We start from the raw sequence: 14,850 nt of genomic DNA, 5'->3' as shown, positions 1-14,850 counted from the left end.
TTTTTGAAAGACAACAGCCAAGGATCCTAATTACATGTCTACTATTGAAGAACGCGTCAAGAAAATCGTTTCAGAGCAACTGGGAGTTAAACTCGAGGATATTCAGACCTCCTCTTCCTTTGTGGAAGATCTGGGGGCCGATTCTCTCGATACAGTTGAATTGGTGATGGCTCTGGAAGAAGAATTCGAGTGCGAAATTCCTGATGAGCAAGCCGAAAAAATCACAACGGTGCAACAAGCCATCGATTATGTGAATTCCCACTTGCCTGCCTGATAGGCCACACTCAAGTCTGGAATACTGGGGCAAGCGCTGCGCTCTGCCTTGAATTATGGAGGTCTGAATCATGTCCCGTCGTCGCGTCGTCGTCACTGGTCTGGGGATCGTATCCCCTGTAGGGAACTCTGTCCCTGAGGCTTGGGCGCAACTGTGTGCCGGGCGCTCTGGAATCGGGCCGATTACCCGCTTCGATCCTGCGCTCATGCCTTGCCAGATTGCAGGAGAAGTCAAAAATTTTGATCCTGCACAGTACCTCAATCCCAAAGAGGTACGCCGCATGGATATCTTTATCCATTTTGGTCTGGTGGCGGCGATGGAGGCCTTGCGTGACGCCGGCGTCACGGCTCATCCGGTGGATGCCGAACGGGTGGGCGTGTGTATTGGTTCCGGGATTGGCGGATTACCCATGATTACGGATACGGGGCGTGCTTATCAGGAAGGGGGGGTGCGCAGAATTTCTCCTTTTTTCATCCCCGGCAGTATCATCAATATGATTTCAGGCAACCTGTCGATCATGTACGGCCTGAAAGGCCCCAATCTGGCTTTGGTGACCGCTTGTACCACCGGGAATCACAGCATTGGGGAAGCGGCTCGACTGATCGAGTATGGCGATGCTGACATGATGGTTGCAGGTGGAGCTGAAGCCGCCATCAACGAATTGGGAATCGGCGGATTCTGTGCCGCCCGAGCACTCAGTACGCGCAACGATGCGCCTGAAATTGCCAGTCGCCCCTGGGACCGGGATCGTGATGGTTTCGTCATGGGCGAAGGGGCTGGTGTTCTGGTTTTGGAAGAGTTGTCCCATGCCCAGGCCAGAGGGGCAAAAATTTATGCCGAACTGTGCGGTTATGGCATGAGTGCGGATGCCTATCACATGACCTCTCCTTCGGCAGATGGCGATGGCGCACGCCGGAGTATGCTCAATGCTCTGAAAAATGCTGGACTCAACCCGGATCAGGTGGACTACATCAATGCCCATGGGACCTCTACCCCCTTGGGGGATCTGGCAGAAACCGTCGCGGTCAAACGTACCTTTGGGGACCATGCTTATAAACTGGCCATCAGTTCCACCAAGTCCATGACAGGGCACCTCTTGGGGGCAGCAGGGGGGATAGAAGCCGTGTTTTCTGTATTGGCTCTTCACCATCAGTTGATTCCTCCGACCATCAATCTGGATAATCCTAGCCCCGAATGCGATCTCGATTTTGTCCCCCATGAGGCCCGTGCCATGCCCGTGAATGTGGTCTTGTCCAATTCCTTTGGTTTTGGCGGAACCAATGGAAGCCTGATTTTTCGCCGCCTTGAATAGATTTTATTATTCTGATGCGCCGTCTGCTCTGGGTTCTGGTGAGTGGACTGAGCGGGTTGATTATCTGGCTCGCTTTGTTTTTCATTCGCCCCCTGCCGCTACCCCATACCCCTTATGCCTTTGAATTGTCCAATGGACTGGGGTTGCGTGCCGTGGCACAACAACTGGTTCAGAAGGGAGTGCTCACAGAACCCTGGACCTTTACCTGGGTAGGGAGAATTCTGGGCGAACAAAGTCACCTGAAAGCCGGCAGTTATGAATGGACCCAACCTCTGACTGGTTGGCAGATACTGCGTCAGATGGCTCGGGGAGAAGGGGATGCCTGGCAGGTGCAGATCATTGAAGGGACCACTTTCGCTCAGTTGCGCACCCTCCTGGCACAGCAACCCAATTTGCGGCAAGACAGTGCCGGACTGTCCGATATTGCCGTAATGGCACATCTGGGCGCTGTGGGGCAGAGGCCTGAAGGATGGTTTTTTCCAGATACCTATTTTTATAACCCTGGCGAAAGTGATTGGAATATTCTTGAGCGGGCATATCGGGCCATGAACGAACGACTGGCTCAGATTTGGGCGACGCGCGATCCTGACCTGGCCTTGACGGACCCTTACCAAGCTTTGATCCTGGCTTCCCTGATTGAGAAAGAAACGGCCAATCGAGAAGAGCGGGCACGTATTGCCGCTGTTTTTTTGAATCGTTTGCGCCTGGATATGCGCCTGCAAACCGATCCCACCGTGATCTATGGTCTGGGGGCGGATTACGACGGTCATCTGCATCACCGTGACTTGCATCGGGACAATGCCTATAATACCTATACCCGAAACGGCCTTCCTCCAACACCCATTGCCTTGCCTGGGGCGGCGGCACTCCGTGCAGCCGTACACCCGCTGGCGGTTTCCGACTTGTTTTTTGTGGCGCGGGGGGATGGGACCCACCAATTTTCCACCACCCTTGAAGCGCATCAACTGGCAGTGCAGCGATACCAGATCAAACGGGCGGACAGACCATGAGTGGTAAGTTCATTACCTTGGAAGGAATCGATGGCGCGGGGAAGAGCACTCAACTGGATACGATTCAACACTGGTTGGAAGTCCGTGGCGTGGTGGTAAGACGAACGCGCGAGCCGGGAGGAACCGCCTTGGCAGAAGCCCTGAGGCCCCTGCTATTGAATACACCCATGTCACCCCTGAGCGAGGCTCTACTCGTCTTTGCCGGGCGTCACGATCATGTTACTCAGGTTATCGAGCCTGCTTTGGCACGGGGAGAGTGGGTATTGAGCGACCGTTTCGTGGATGCCAGTTTCGCCTATCAGGGCGGCGGGCGAGGGTTGTCTCAAGATATTTTGAAGACCCTGGAAACCTGGGTTTGTGCAGACTTTCAACCGGATTTGACCCTATGGTTTGATCTGGATCCCGACATTGCGGCTCAACGTTTGGCACGTGCGCGACAGGAAGGAGACCGTTTCGAGCGGGAAGAACGAGCTTTCTTTGAACGGGTGCGTGCAGGGTATGAAGCGCGCAGCCATCTACCCCGTGTTTACAGGATAGATGCGGCTGTCGAGCCAAGAACTCTGGCAGAGCAGGTCGATGGTGTTCTGCGACGGGCTTTCCCCTCTCTTGCAGGTAGTCCATGATCCACCCCTGGAATCACAAGGTTTTTGACCGGCTGTGGGCAGCAGAGCGGCCTCAGGGTCTACTGTTGACCGGTCCCGCAGGACTGGGCAAAGGCGTACTGGCGCGCCATCTGGCCCAGGCGATCCTCTGTGAAGGGAAAGCGCCACAGCCCTGTGGAATCTGTCCCTCCTGTGGTTGGTTTCAAGCCGGGAACCATCCTGATTTCCGCCTGTTGGTGCCGCCTCGCCTGGAAGAGGGGGGGGATTCGGAGGGAAGTGTCTGGATTACCGTGGATGCTGTGCGAGCTCTCGCCGAATTCCTTATGACCACGAGCCACCGGCAGGGGTGGCGGGTCATTTTGATCGAACCCGCTGAGGCTCTTAATCTGGCGGCAGCCAATGCCTTGTTGAAAACGCTCGAGGAACCTCCTCCTCAGACCTTGTTTTTACTGGTCAGCCACCACTCGGCTCGGATTCCTGTCACGGTTCGCAGTCGTTGCCGACTCTGGCCGGTTCCTCTTCCTACGGGGGAGCAAGCCATGCAATGGCTCCACCAAGAGGGGGTCAAGGAACCTTCTGGCTACTTGCGTCGTTCCGGGGGGGCGCCCTTACGAGCCCTCGAACAGTTTCAACGTGACCATGAAGGACGTCTGGGGTTTTTACAGATCCTGACGGACCATGGCCTTTCTTTGACTCAACAAGCGGACAGGATTTTGAATCTGGGCTTGGATCAATGGCTGGAATGGCTCCAGTTCTGGGTCATGGATTTGATCGGGCAAAAAATTCTGGGCCATGGTCATTATCATCAGGACTTCCAGGAGGCATTGGGCCATATGGCTTCCCGTCTGGATCTTTACGATCTGCTGGCTTGGGAAACCCGTCTTCGTGAAGCTCGTCGCTGGATGAATCATCCCCTGAACGCGCGACTTTTGACCGAATCTTTGCTGGCACCGCTTCACCTACCTTCTTGAAAGCGAGGTTGTTCCATGTTTGCCGATTCTCACTGTCATTTGGATTTTCCTGAATTAAGAGCTCAGTTGTCGAGTGTACATGCTGCCATGGTGCAGGCCAGAGTTACCCGTGCACTTTGTATCTCAGTAAAACTGGAAACCGTTCCGGAAGTGCTTGCCGTGGCAGAAACAGATCCGGGGTGGCATGCCACGGTAGGGGTTCATCCGGATTATCAGCACATCGAGGAACCCAGCGTGGAACGTCTGGTAGCTGAAGCGGCTCATGCCAAGGTCGTGGCCATTGGCGAAACTGGCCTGGATTATTATCGTTTGGAAGGGGATCTGGAATGGCAACGAACCCGTTTCCGAACTCATATTCGCGCGGCTCGACAAGTACGAAAACCCCTCGTGATTCATACCCGTGCTGCGGCAATGGATACCTTGCGGGTGCTGGACGAGGAGGGAGCGGATGAGGTGGGCGGAGTACTGCACTGTTTCACCGAAACTCAGGCGGTGGCCGATGCCGCCTTGGAGCGGGGCTTTTACCTCTCTTTTTCTGGAATTGTTACCTTTCGCAATGCCAAGGCTCTCAAGGAAGTGGTGTGCCGGATCCCCCTGGAGCGCCTGTTGATTGAAACCGATTCGCCCTATCTGGCACCAGAGCCCCTGCGCGGGAAGACCAATCAACCGGCTTATGTGCCCCATGTGGCAGGAGAAATCGCGCGCTTGCGCGGGATATCAGTGGAAGAAGTTGGCGAACGTACCACCGAAAATTACTGTCGTTTGTTCCGGGTCAGTTGAAAGAAATTGCATTATTTAGTTCGTATACGTACAATTAAGTTCGCCGGTTGATTATCTGGAGTTATCCATGAATTCTTATTCCTCTGCAAAATTCACCCCCGTAGCGATCGGTCTGCACTGGATCATGGCCGCAGGATTGGCCATTGCCTTTGGGGTGGGACAATATATGTCCGGTTTAGAACTTTCTCCCTGGAAGTTAAAAATATACACCTGGCATAAATGGTTGGGTATCACCCTGTTTTTGCTGGTGTGGATGCGAATGGCCTGGCGCTCGACACATCGTCCTCCTGCTTTACCGACGACGATGAGCAGGCGGATCCAGAAGCTCACGGAAATTGCCCACCGAACTCTCTATGTTCTGATGGTGCTCATTCCTTTGACGGGTTGGCTGCACAGTTCGGCAGCGGGCGTATCCGTGGTTTATTTCAATCTTCTTCCCTTGCCCAACCTGGTTCCCAAAGATAAGGCACTGTCCCATCTGTTCGAGACGTTTCATCAAACCCTGAACTGGACTCTATTGGTCCTGGTTCTAGGGCATGTGGCTGCGGCCTTTAAACATCAATTCATCGACCGGGATCATTTGATGGACCGTATGCGTCCTTAAATTTTCAGAGTTATTATGAATAATATATTATATCTTGTTGTTTTAATGGTAACTTCATTGTTTTTTTCTGCGCAGTCTAAGGCAGAGACGGTGGGCACAGGACAGATCACCTTCACCGGGACCCAGATGGGGGCCCCGGTACAGGGAAATTTCCGGAAATTTTCCGCCGACCTGCATTTTGACGCCAGGGATCTGCCCCACAGTTATGCCCACATTACCATCGATCTGACCAGTATCGATTTGACATCGGAGGAATCGGAAGACGAGATCAAAGGCAAACATTGGTTCAATATTCAATCGTTTCCTCAAGCTCATTTTGATTCCTCGGAGATTCAGATCGTGGGACTGAATCAGTACCTCGTGTCGGGTCTGTTTCAACTGAAAGGGATAAGCAAACCCTTGCGAATCCCCCTCAAGATGTCCTATGATCACGGTGGGCGCAGTGCGCAGGGGCGATTCATCCTGAAACGAAATGATTTTGGCGTGGGTGATGGAACCTGGAGCGCGACAGACACGGTGGCTGATGAAGTCACGGTGGATTATCGTTTTACCCTCATTCCCTAGGAGAGAGTGCTATGCGCACCTCAATCGTGGACCTGCAACTCATGCAGGAACGCGGTGAAAAAATTGCCATGCTGACCTGTTACGACTCGAGTTTTGCTCGGGTGCTGGAACAGGCCGGTGTGGATGCACTATTGATTGGTGATTCTCTGGGGATGGTGGTGCAAGGTCATGATTCTCCCTTGCCAGTGAGTATCGCTGACATTGCCTACCATACCCGTTGTGTGGCGCGGGGGGCGCCCAAGGCCTTTTTGCTGGCGGACATGCCCTTTGCCACGGCCCAAATCAGTCCTGAGGATACCTTTCGCAATGCGGCAGAATTGATCCGCGCTGGGGCTCAGATGGTCAAAATCGAGGGGGGCTCCAGCATGGCTCCGACGATCTCCTTTCTGGTGACCCGGGGCATTCCCGTTTGTGCCCATATCGGACTGACTCCCCAATCCGTGCACCAACTGGGGGGATTCAAGGTACAAGGCCGCAATGTCGCCGTGGCCCAACAGATTCTCACCGATGCGCAGGCGCTGGAACGATCCGGTGCCAGCATGATTCTGATAGAGGCGGTGCCACGTTCTCTGGCCGACCAGATCTGTGCCCAAGTCCGAGTTCCGACCATCGGTATCGGGGCCAGCCCTCACTGTTCTGGGCAAGTGCTGGTCATTTACGACATGCTGGGACTGGGTGCCTACATTCCCCCCCGTTTCGTCCGCCCCTTCATTCAGGAAACCGGTTCCATTGCAGAAGCCGTGGAACTTTATGTGCGGGAAGTCAAAGCGGGTCAATTTCCTGGCGAGGAGCATTGCTATGGGGTATAGATTACCCCGAACCTTGTGGGCAAGCGCCACTTTATTACTGTTCAGCACTACTGCAGCCTGGGCTCAGGATCCTCAGGACTCGAGTTTGCATCTGACCTTGCGCCAGGCCATGGGGATGGCCGTGACGCACCACGTTCAGGTGCAACTGGCTCTGGAACAGGCCCAAGAGGCCACAGCCCGTGCCGAAGAGGCGCGGGCTGCCTTGCGCCCGGCGGTAGGCTTCAATTCCTACCAGATGCGCCAAACCCAGAACTTGCGTGCCATGGGTTTGGCCCTGCCAGGGTTTCCCACGCTCATCGGCCCTTTCAATACATTCGATGCACGCGTCCAGTTTACCCAGCAAATTCTGGATCTGGTCCATGTGCACGAGGCATCCTCGGCTCAAACCGGGGTCGAGGTCGCACGTCTTGAAGCCACTGCACGGGCGCAACAAATTGCCGGTGCTGCAGGATTGGCTTATCTGGCTGTACAACAGACCTTGGAGTCGGTCAAAGCGGCGCAGGCCAATGAAACGCTGTCCCAGCATCTCCTGCAATTGACCCGCGATCAGTTGAAAAGTGGATTGGCCACGGGAGTGGATGAAGTGCGGGCCGCTGCGTCGGAAGCGCAGGTCGCCTACCAACTGCAACAGGCGCTGGGCGCAGCCAAAGATGCCACCACACGCCTGCATCGCGCACTTGGTTTGCCTCTCGACCTCCCCATTGAATTGACGGACCCCTTGGGAATCGTTCCTGCCTCAAGTCCCGATGGGGGAGATGCCGTGGACCGTGCTCTGCAGCAACGTCCAGAATTGCAAGCACTGGAAAAAACCCTGGAACAACGGGTAACGGAAAAAGAAGCCGCCGTGGCGGCTTCTTACCCCACCATCGGATTGATCGGTGCAATTGGTCCCAGTGGGGTACTCCCTACCCAGTATGACTATCGTACCTATAGTTATGGCATTCAGATGAGCGTGCCCCTGTATCAGGGGGGGGCACTGGTCGCACGCCAGGATCAGGCCGAAAGCCGTCGTCGTCAAGCCGAACTGTCCTTGAAAGATGGGCGTCATCAAGTGGAAGAGGACGTCCGTTTGGCCGAAGATTCCTTGAACACCAGTCGAGCCCAAGTAAAGGCAGCGCAATTACGATTGGATCTGGCCCAACGTTTGATGCAGCAGGCACAGGATCGCTTTGTCAGTGGCGTTGCTGATAATCTCGAAATGGTGGATGCTCAGGCGGGATTGGCGCAGGCCCGGAGCGATCAAATCGGCGCTCTGGGAGGCTTGGGTATGGCCCAGGTAAATTATGATCTGGCATTGGGTCAAATCACCTACGAAACCCCCACTCAACCGGAGTCTCTCCCATGATTCAGGACGATGTACCCGTCTCTTCGACCCCCGCTGTCCAGTCCTTCCCTGCATCCTGGCGGCGCTGGCTGATTCTGGGGGGAGGGGTGGTGGTGGTGTGCGCCTTTGGTTTGTGGTTCGCTCAGCGGAATCAGGAGAGCACGGACGATGCCTTCATCGAGGCCGATATCGTGGAGATCAGCCCCCATATCAGCGGCTATATCGATCGGGTTGAGGTGGCAGACAATCAGTGGGTCAAGGCAGGTCAACTTTTGGCGCTCATCGATCCCCGGGATTATGTTTTGCGTGTGCAGCAAGCTGAAGCCGTGTTGGCTGCGGCCAAAGCACGGCATGGAGCCACCTCCCAGGACCTTTCCGTAGTGACCACCACCACCTCTGCGGCAGTGCGGGAAGCACGAAGTGCCCTGGCTTCAGCATTGGCTGCCCAACAACAGGCAGTGGCGGAAAGTGGTGGCAGCGAGGCGGAGGCTCAACTCACGCACAACGATGTGCAACGCTACCAAGCGCTCTATGAAAAACAGGAAATTTCGCGCCAGCGGCTCGATCAGGCTCAGACAGCAGATCGAGCCGCGCAAGCACGGAAAGAATCGGCGCGGCGCGCGGTGGAAATCGCCATGGCGCGGGTGGGAGAGGCAAGGGCACGCCTTGATGAAGCGGGTTCGGGGCCCCGTCAGGTGGCGCTCAAACGGGATCAGGAAGCCGGAGGCCAAGCCTCAGTGGCCGAAGCCGAGGCCGCACTGGCTCAGGCACGGCTCGATTTGACCTATACGCGACTGGAGGCCCCCTCTGCCGGAAAGGTGACCCATAAAACCCTTTTGCTGGGTCAACTGGTTCAACCGGGTTCGGTGGTTTTATCCCTGGTGACTGGGGCTCCCTGGGTGATTGCAAATTTCAAGGAAACCCAGTTGCACCGTATGCACCGTGGACAAAAGGTAATAATTCGTGTGGATGCTTTTCCCCATCGGGAATGGCATGGGCATATCGATAGTTTTCAGGATGGCACGGGCTCCCGCTTCAGTCTGTTGCCTCCGGAGAATGCCACTGGAAATTATGTCAAAGTTGTTCAGCGCTTACCCGTCAAAATTGTGTTCGACGAGCCTTTGGATCAGTTGCAACATTTGTCCCCGGGATTGTCTGCGACGCCGACGGTGGAACTGGATACCGGGGGTCCCCTCTTCTGAGGAAGATTTTCAGGGAGGCGGGGGGCTTACCGGGAAGGGTGTCATGACGTCCGATAAAATAATTTCATTTTCAATGACGAAAGTGATTACGGGCTTATGATATTTTGGTATATTCCCACAAGCGCGTAGGCTCAAAGCAGGATGATCATGCGTTGCTTTTCGATATTTGATTTGGTGATACTCACCACTTGGCGTTCTTCGCTCCCGATTGAGAAGGTGCACATGAATAAGTTTCTCGGTTCCAGATTGCTTTTTCTGATGATGCTTGGGGTTTCAACAACTTTATACGCTACGGGTCCAGCCTCTGCGCCACCCTTGACGGAGTTGGAAGCGGTTTCCCTGGTTTCCAACGCCAAGAGCGGGGATGCTGTGGCCGTGCAGAAGTTGCTTGATTCGGCGCGAAACAACGATCCCAAGGCCCAGACCTATCTGGGAGCCTATCTGTACATGACCGGTGATCACGTTCAGGCAGCGGATTGGTACACCAAGGCGGCCAATCAAAACGTTGCCTGGGCCCAGTACAAATTAGGGATGCTGTATATCTCCGGTCAAGGGGTGCCCCGTGATTATGCCAAAGCGGCAGAGTGGTTGAAAAAAGCCGCCGAACAGAATGTGGCTGAAGCCCAGTTTCAGTTGGGATTACTGTATGCCGATGGTTTGGGGGTAACTCGGGATTATGCTATCGCCGTTGATTTCTTCCGTAAGGCCGCAAATCAAGGCAATGCCATGGCCCAGAACAACATGGGCGTTTTTTACGAGTCAGGGCGGGGGGTCCCTCAAGACCCGGCCGAAGCTGCCGACTGGTACCGACGCTCTGCGGAGCAAGGAAATTCAAAGGCCCAGAATAACTTGGGCGCGCTTTATGAAAATGGGCGTGGAGTTCCCAAGGATTACATCATGGCTGCGGAATGGTACCGCAAGGCAGCCATGCAGGGTTATGCCCGCGCCCAGAACAACCTGGGAATGCTCTATGATAATGGTCAAGGGGTGCCCCAGGACTACGCCAAGGCTGCGGATTGGTTTCATAAAGCCTCCGAACAGGGGAACACCGAAGCACAGAAGAATCTGGGAGTTCTGTATTCCACCGGTTTGGTCAAGCCCTGAGCCGGTTGACTTGAAATCATGAATCCTTTGCACCCCCAACGGATTCAACGGCTGGCTGGCTGGCTTTTATGGCCGCTGTTGTTTCAGATGTTTCTGGTGGTCGGGGCACTGGATCCACTTCTTGACCGTGGCACTGAAATAGGTCCCGCGCTTCAAGTCTGTACGGTTTCAGGTCAACAGTGGGTCAAGACAGCATCCTCTTCAGATCACCACCACTCCTCTCCTTCTGATTCTGGACATAGCCACTGTTCCCTTTGCAGTTCTCTGGCTCTGGCTTTACCTCTGGATCTGTCCAACCCGGGATTGGGTCTCACACTGTTTCGCGGACAGCCTCTGGCATCCCGTGAAATTCATCGCTTCATCGCCTTCCGCAACTTCTTTCTCCCTTATCCCAACGCCCCTCCCGTTCAAGCCTGAATCGTTCTTTTCGGGATGATATTCCCCAAAATCAGGGGGATACCCGGAAAGTAATTTTCTTTCTGATGCGCTTGCTCATTTTTCGAGCAGTCTGCGCGTTGGTCAGAGTTATCTTTTCAGGAGAACTTTACAATGTATCATTCGGTTTACAAACAAAGTTTATTTTTAAATCCAGCGCTCTGTCACAGGCTAGCCGGATTGATATTGGGTTTTGGAGTCGCCACACAGGGATGGGCCTGTGCTTGTGGGTGCGGGGTCTTCGATGTAGGTTTGCCCGGGTTGCCCGTAAGTGGCATGAATGACCAGGTGAGCCTTCAATATTCCTTCATGAACCAGAACTGGAACCATAGTGGGGCCAGCGGGCAAGCCGGTGCACTCAACCCCGACAAACAGATCGGAACCAACTTTTACACCCTCTATGGTCAGCATATGTTCAATGACAATTGGGGAGTCGAGGCCATGCTTCCCTACTGGATGCGCTCTTTCACCACGGATACGAGCGGGGTACCAGGGCAGATCAATCCTTCACCCACCACCCGCTCGGCCAACATCAGCAGTCTTTCTGATTTACGGGTGATGGGGATGTATACGGGATTCTCCAAGGATAAATCCAGTGGGTTGACCTTCGGTCTGAAATTACCTACCGGCCCCGTCAATCCAGCACCTTTGATCGATCGGGACACGGCGCCGGGAACCGGTACCACCGATTTATTGCTGGGGTACTACAGCATGGGAAATTTCAGTGCCAACTGGGGGTGGTTTTCTCAAGGTACCTGGCGTCATGCCCTAAATCATTATCAGGGATACAAACCAGGAGACAGTCTCAATACGGTCGCAGGGGTTACCTGGAATGCCATCGAAACCAGTACTCATATCATCCCCATGATACAGGTAAATGCCCTGTGGCGAGCCCCGGATCAAGGAGGCGGTGATGCCTTGTATGGTAACCTGAATAGTGGTTATACCAATGTTTTTCTGGCCCCCGGTGCGCTAATCGACCTGTCTCGTCACTGGCAGGCCAATACCTCGATTTACCTGCCCTTGTATCGCTACGCCAACGGGGATCAACTGGTGCCCCACTGGATGGTGAACGCAGGCATTACTTACCTGTTCTAGTCTGAAGAATTTTCCCCGTTATTGGGGTTTTATCGTACTTTTCTGAAAAAAGGAGAATTTGCATGCAGCGTTCTATATTTTGGTTCATTGTCGCTTCTCTATTGGGTTCTGCACCTCTTGTGCAGGCCCTCGAGATGAACGCCCCCGTACCGGCCTATACCTTGAACCTGGAGGGCGGAGGAAGGGTGACGGCACAAAGCGAGCGGGGTCATGTCACCCTGTTGCACTTCTGGGCTTCCTGGTGTGTTCCCTGTCGGGAGGAGATGCCTCGTCTGGAAAAGTTGTATCAGAAATATCATGCCCGAGGTCTGGATATCATAGCCATCGACATGGACAGTAGCGAGGACCAGCCCATGGCTCGCGACATGATGAAAAATTATCACTTCCCGTGGGTTCTGAAGAACCATGCTGAGGTGGATGAATTTGGAAGGATTTGGCGTATGCCTTTATCCATCCTGGTGGACCGGAAAGGAATCGTGCGCCAGAATGCCTGGGCGGCCGATGACGATCATGGATTGCCTGAATCTGTTTTGCTGGCCGGGATTGAACCTTTGCTCAGTCCTACGTCTGCTCCCGTTTCGGAATCTGCCGTGCAGGCGACGCATACCCCTATCATCCAGATTCTGCACCCGATGGCCCGCGCCACGGCTCCTGGGCAGGAGGAGGGGGTGGTGTATCTGACCCTGGTCAATCCGGGTGATCGGGAAGATGCCCTGGAAGGCGCAGACAGTGCAGTGGCTGGACACATCATGCTGCATCAAACTATGGAAATGGAAGGTGACATGGCACACATGGAACATGAATATCATCTGGTGATCCCCGCTCATGGTCAAGTGACCTTGGCACCCGGAGGACACCACTTGATGCTGGAGGACCTGGATCATCCTCTGGTGGCCGGTCAGACCGTGCCCCTGGATCTCCATTTCCAGCACAGCGCCCCCGTGCATGTAGATGTGCCGATCACTCCTCTGGTACCTTGAGAACCACTGGAACCCAGCCGCGCACGCTGTTGATGAACCAAAGTCGATCGGCTTGAACCAGATCCTCACGAGTCAGGATGTGTTCTTCGAGTTCTCCCTGATCACAGAGAAACTGACGGAGCGTGCCGGCCAGTAGTCCGCAGGACAGTGGGGGGGTCAGTTTTTTACCCTTTTTTTCAAGCACCAGATTGCCGCGCGTGAATTCCGTTAATTCTCCCCGCTCGTTCCATAACAGCACATCGAAGCACCGGGTGGGCTGAGAAGAGAAGACAGCATCGTAAAGGCTGCGCTCGGTGGTCTTATGCCTCATTGTCTGGGGATCGAAGGGAAAGGGATGAGCAGATAGCCAGACGGGTTGAGGGGTTTTCTGAAGAGTAAGGGACAGGGCAAAGCCTTCGAGATGAAAGTTTCCCTGCCGGTTGTAACGCAAGCGTACCCGATAAGATCCGGTGGGGTACTGTTGCGCAAAACGATCCAGAGCCTCGGTAAAACGCTCCGCTGTCAAAGCAGGAAAGCCCAGTGCCTGAACGGAGTGGAGCAGACGACGGCAGTGATAATGGGGGAGTTCCCAGAGACCCAGATCGAGACGCAGGGTTTCGAGCAGATCGACGGATGCGTACCCTTCCAGAAAACGAGTTTTGGTGGCAATTTCAGCCCATTCGGCGGGGGCCTGCGACTCCCACGTGATACCGCTGCCCACGCCACAGCGAAGGCGATCATGAGGTACGTCGTGCCAGAGGGTACGGATGGGCACATTAAATTGCGCATCCCCGCCTGGGCGAATCCAGCCAATGGCCCCGCAATAGGCTCCGCGCGGACCATTTTCCAACTGTTTGATCCAGCGCATGGCTTGCCATTTGGGGGCGCCGGTGATGGATCCGCAGGGAAAAAGGGCAGAGAAAATCGCTTCGAGGTCGGTATCGGGTTTTAAGGAGGCGGTCACCGTGGACGTCATTTGATGTACGGTGGGGTAAGCTTCTACCCGACAGAGATCGGTGACGGCGACTGATCCGGACAGAGCGATGCGGGCCAGATCATTGCGCAGAAGATCGACGATCATGATGTTTTCGGCCCGATTTTTTGGGCACTGGGCCAAGTTCCAGGCGTTTTCCGGGGATGCGGTGCCTTTCATGGGACGAGTCAGGATACGATTGCCATGGGTTTCAAAGAACAGTTCCGGTGAAAGGGAGAGAAGGGCACCGCCGGTCCAGGACAGCCAGGCACTGAAATCAGCATCCTGAACTTGGCGCAGTTGCTCGTATAACCGCAGGGATGAGCCAGAGAACGTACTCTCCAGGCGTAACGTCAGGTTCATCTGATAAGCTTCACCCTGCGCAATGGCCTGACGCAAGGTATCCACTGCCTGAGTATAGGCTCCCTGCGTCAGGCTGAGTTGCCAAGGCCCTTTGGATGCCTCCGGGATGGAGGCGCTTTCTTCTTCCCATCCTGGTAGAGGGGCGTCGTATAGTCCAAAGCAGACCAAAGGAAAATCGTTCAGGGGAGAATGGGTGAGGGCGGCTGTATCGAAAGCGGCCGCAGCTTCATAGGCCACGAAGCCTGCAGCATAGGCACCTGTCTGACACGCTTGGGCAACCTGGCGTAATACGGGACGCACCTCCGCCAACGAACGGGCGATCAGACATTGACGGGGTTCACGAAATACGCGCCGGATGCGCAGCCCTGAACATTCGGCAAAATCGAGAATGATGTTCATGTTTCGAATTTTAAACTCAAGGGATACAGTCTGAAAGAAAGATTCGGTTAGAATGAAACAAATAGAT

The 14,850-nt window shown here is 54.7% G+C and carries 16 protein-coding genes; 15 read left to right on the top strand and 1 reads right to left on the bottom strand.

What is annotated here, in order from left to right:
• Window positions 1-34 precede the first annotated feature (34 nt).
• The 15 genes from acpP to IV91_RS16730 all read left to right on the top strand — a co-directional run bounded on the left by acpP (window position 35) and on the right by IV91_RS16730 (window position 13,069).
• Window positions 35-274: an acyl carrier protein gene (acpP, locus tag IV91_RS0106645; protein ID WP_031597031.1), complete on the top strand. Its 240-nt coding sequence runs from the start codon at window positions 35-37 to the stop codon at window positions 272-274.
• A 70-nt stretch (window positions 275-344) separates the two neighbouring features.
• Window positions 345-1,586 carry a beta-ketoacyl-ACP synthase II gene (fabF, locus tag IV91_RS0106640; RefSeq protein ID WP_031597029.1) on the top strand — a complete coding sequence of 414 codons (1,242 nt, stop codon included), beginning with the start codon at window positions 345-347 and terminating at the stop codon, window positions 1,584-1,586.
• Between the two features lie 14 nt (window positions 1,587-1,600).
• Window positions 1,601-2,596, top strand: coding sequence for an endolytic transglycosylase MltG (gene mltG, locus IV91_RS0106635; RefSeq protein ID WP_031597026.1), 996 nt, complete (start codon window positions 1,601-1,603; stop codon window positions 2,594-2,596).
• Window positions 2,593-3,219: a dTMP kinase gene (gene tmk / locus IV91_RS0106630; RefSeq protein ID WP_031597024.1), complete on the top strand. Its 627-nt coding sequence runs from the start codon at window positions 2,593-2,595 to the stop codon at window positions 3,217-3,219. The genes mltG and tmk overlap by 4 nt, the downstream gene beginning before the upstream one ends.
• Window positions 3,216-4,169, top strand: a complete 954-nt coding sequence (gene holB / locus IV91_RS15685) for a DNA polymerase III subunit delta' (protein ID WP_035417333.1) — start codon at window positions 3,216-3,218, stop codon at window positions 4,167-4,169. The genes tmk and holB overlap by 4 nt, the downstream gene beginning before the upstream one ends.
• A 15-nt stretch (window positions 4,170-4,184) precedes the next feature.
• Complete coding sequence (locus IV91_RS0106620) at window positions 4,185-4,949, top strand: TatD family hydrolase (protein WP_031597020.1); 765 nt, start codon at window positions 4,185-4,187, stop codon at window positions 4,947-4,949.
• Window positions 4,950-5,016: 67 nt separating this feature from the next.
• Complete coding sequence (locus tag IV91_RS0106615; RefSeq protein WP_031597019.1) at window positions 5,017-5,553, top strand: cytochrome b; 537 nt, start codon at window positions 5,017-5,019, stop codon at window positions 5,551-5,553.
• Window positions 5,554-5,598: 45 nt separating this feature from the next.
• A complete protein-coding gene (locus IV91_RS0106610; RefSeq protein ID WP_160171535.1) occupies window positions 5,599-6,117 on the top strand; it encodes a YceI family protein in 519 nt (172 codons plus the stop codon).
• A gap of 11 nt (window positions 6,118-6,128) precedes the next feature.
• Window positions 6,129-6,926, top strand: a complete 798-nt coding sequence (gene panB / locus IV91_RS0106605) for a 3-methyl-2-oxobutanoate hydroxymethyltransferase (protein ID WP_031597016.1) — start codon at window positions 6,129-6,131, stop codon at window positions 6,924-6,926.
• On the top strand, window positions 6,916-8,271 hold the full coding sequence (locus tag IV91_RS0106600) for a TolC family protein (protein ID WP_031597013.1): 1,356 nt from the start codon (window positions 6,916-6,918) through the stop codon (window positions 8,269-8,271). The genes panB and IV91_RS0106600 overlap by 11 nt, the downstream gene beginning before the upstream one ends.
• The gene (locus tag IV91_RS0106595) at window positions 8,268-9,452 is read left to right on the top strand and encodes an HlyD family secretion protein (RefSeq protein WP_051862223.1); all 1,185 of its coding nucleotides are present in this window, start codon (window positions 8,268-8,270) and stop codon (window positions 9,450-9,452) included. The genes IV91_RS0106600 and IV91_RS0106595 overlap by 4 nt, the downstream gene beginning before the upstream one ends.
• A gap of 222 nt (window positions 9,453-9,674) precedes the next feature.
• Window positions 9,675-10,556: a tetratricopeptide repeat protein gene (locus IV91_RS15680; RefSeq protein WP_051862221.1), complete on the top strand. Its 882-nt coding sequence runs from the start codon at window positions 9,675-9,677 to the stop codon at window positions 10,554-10,556.
• 18 nt (window positions 10,557-10,574) lie between these two features.
• A complete protein-coding gene (locus tag IV91_RS0106580; RefSeq protein WP_031597007.1) occupies window positions 10,575-10,973 on the top strand; it encodes a DUF2946 family protein in 399 nt (132 codons plus the stop codon).
• A gap of 327 nt (window positions 10,974-11,300) precedes the next feature.
• The gene (locus IV91_RS0106575) at window positions 11,301-12,089 is read left to right on the top strand and encodes a hypothetical protein (protein ID WP_160171534.1); all 789 of its coding nucleotides are present in this window, start codon (window positions 11,301-11,303) and stop codon (window positions 12,087-12,089) included.
• A 62-nt stretch (window positions 12,090-12,151) separates the two neighbouring features.
• A complete protein-coding gene (locus IV91_RS16730) occupies window positions 12,152-13,069 on the top strand; it encodes a copper chaperone PCu(A)C (RefSeq protein ID WP_051862219.1) in 918 nt (305 codons plus the stop codon).
• Here IV91_RS16730 and pabB read toward each other — a convergent pair.
• A complete protein-coding gene (gene pabB, locus IV91_RS0106565) occupies window positions 13,050-14,783 on the bottom strand; it encodes an aminodeoxychorismate synthase component I (protein WP_031597002.1) in 1,734 nt (577 codons plus the stop codon). The genes IV91_RS16730 and pabB overlap by 20 nt on opposite strands.
• Between the last annotated feature and the right edge of the window lie 67 nt (window positions 14,784-14,850).

Origin of the sequence: Ferrovum myxofaciens (genome assembly GCF_000735045.1) — a bacterium.
Lineage (GTDB): Bacteria > Pseudomonadota > Gammaproteobacteria > Burkholderiales > Ferrovaceae > Ferrovum > Ferrovum myxofaciens.
This window is presented reverse-complemented; position numbering and strand designations above follow the sequence as displayed.

What these genes read in the sequence shown, in the direction of transcription:
- acpP (WP_031597031.1), top strand. Translation starts at nt 35, where the DNA reads ATGTCTACTATTGAAGAACGCGTCAAGAAAATCGTTTCAGAGCAACTG.
- fabF (WP_031597029.1), top strand. Translation starts at nt 345, where the DNA reads ATGTCCCGTCGTCGCGTCGTCGTCACTGGTCTGGGGATCGTATCCCCT.
- mltG (WP_031597026.1), top strand. Translation starts at nt 1,601, where the DNA reads ATGCGCCGTCTGCTCTGGGTTCTGGTGAGTGGACTGAGCGGGTTGATT.
- tmk (WP_031597024.1), top strand. Translation starts at nt 2,593, where the DNA reads ATGAGTGGTAAGTTCATTACCTTGGAAGGAATCGATGGCGCGGGGAAG.
- holB (WP_035417333.1), top strand. Translation starts at nt 3,216, where the DNA reads ATGATCCACCCCTGGAATCACAAGGTTTTTGACCGGCTGTGGGCAGCA.
- IV91_RS0106620 (WP_031597020.1), top strand. Translation starts at nt 4,185, where the DNA reads ATGTTTGCCGATTCTCACTGTCATTTGGATTTTCCTGAATTAAGAGCT.
- IV91_RS0106615 (WP_031597019.1), top strand. Translation starts at nt 5,017, where the DNA reads ATGAATTCTTATTCCTCTGCAAAATTCACCCCCGTAGCGATCGGTCTG.
- IV91_RS0106610 (WP_160171535.1), top strand. Translation starts at nt 5,599, where the DNA reads ATGGTAACTTCATTGTTTTTTTCTGCGCAGTCTAAGGCAGAGACGGTG.
- panB (WP_031597016.1), top strand. Translation starts at nt 6,129, where the DNA reads ATGCGCACCTCAATCGTGGACCTGCAACTCATGCAGGAACGCGGTGAA.
- IV91_RS0106600 (WP_031597013.1), top strand. Translation starts at nt 6,916, where the DNA reads ATGGGGTATAGATTACCCCGAACCTTGTGGGCAAGCGCCACTTTATTA.
- IV91_RS0106595 (WP_051862223.1), top strand. Translation starts at nt 8,268, where the DNA reads ATGATTCAGGACGATGTACCCGTCTCTTCGACCCCCGCTGTCCAGTCC.
- IV91_RS15680 (WP_051862221.1), top strand. Translation starts at nt 9,675, where the DNA reads ATGAATAAGTTTCTCGGTTCCAGATTGCTTTTTCTGATGATGCTTGGG.
- IV91_RS0106580 (WP_031597007.1), top strand. Translation starts at nt 10,575, where the DNA reads ATGAATCCTTTGCACCCCCAACGGATTCAACGGCTGGCTGGCTGGCTT.
- IV91_RS0106575 (WP_160171534.1), top strand. Translation starts at nt 11,301, where the DNA reads ATGAACCAGAACTGGAACCATAGTGGGGCCAGCGGGCAAGCCGGTGCA.
- IV91_RS16730 (WP_051862219.1), top strand. Translation starts at nt 12,152, where the DNA reads ATGCAGCGTTCTATATTTTGGTTCATTGTCGCTTCTCTATTGGGTTCT.
- pabB (WP_031597002.1), bottom strand. Translation starts at nt 14,783, where the DNA reads ATGAACATCATTCTCGATTTTGCCGAATGTTCAGGGCTGCGCATCCGG.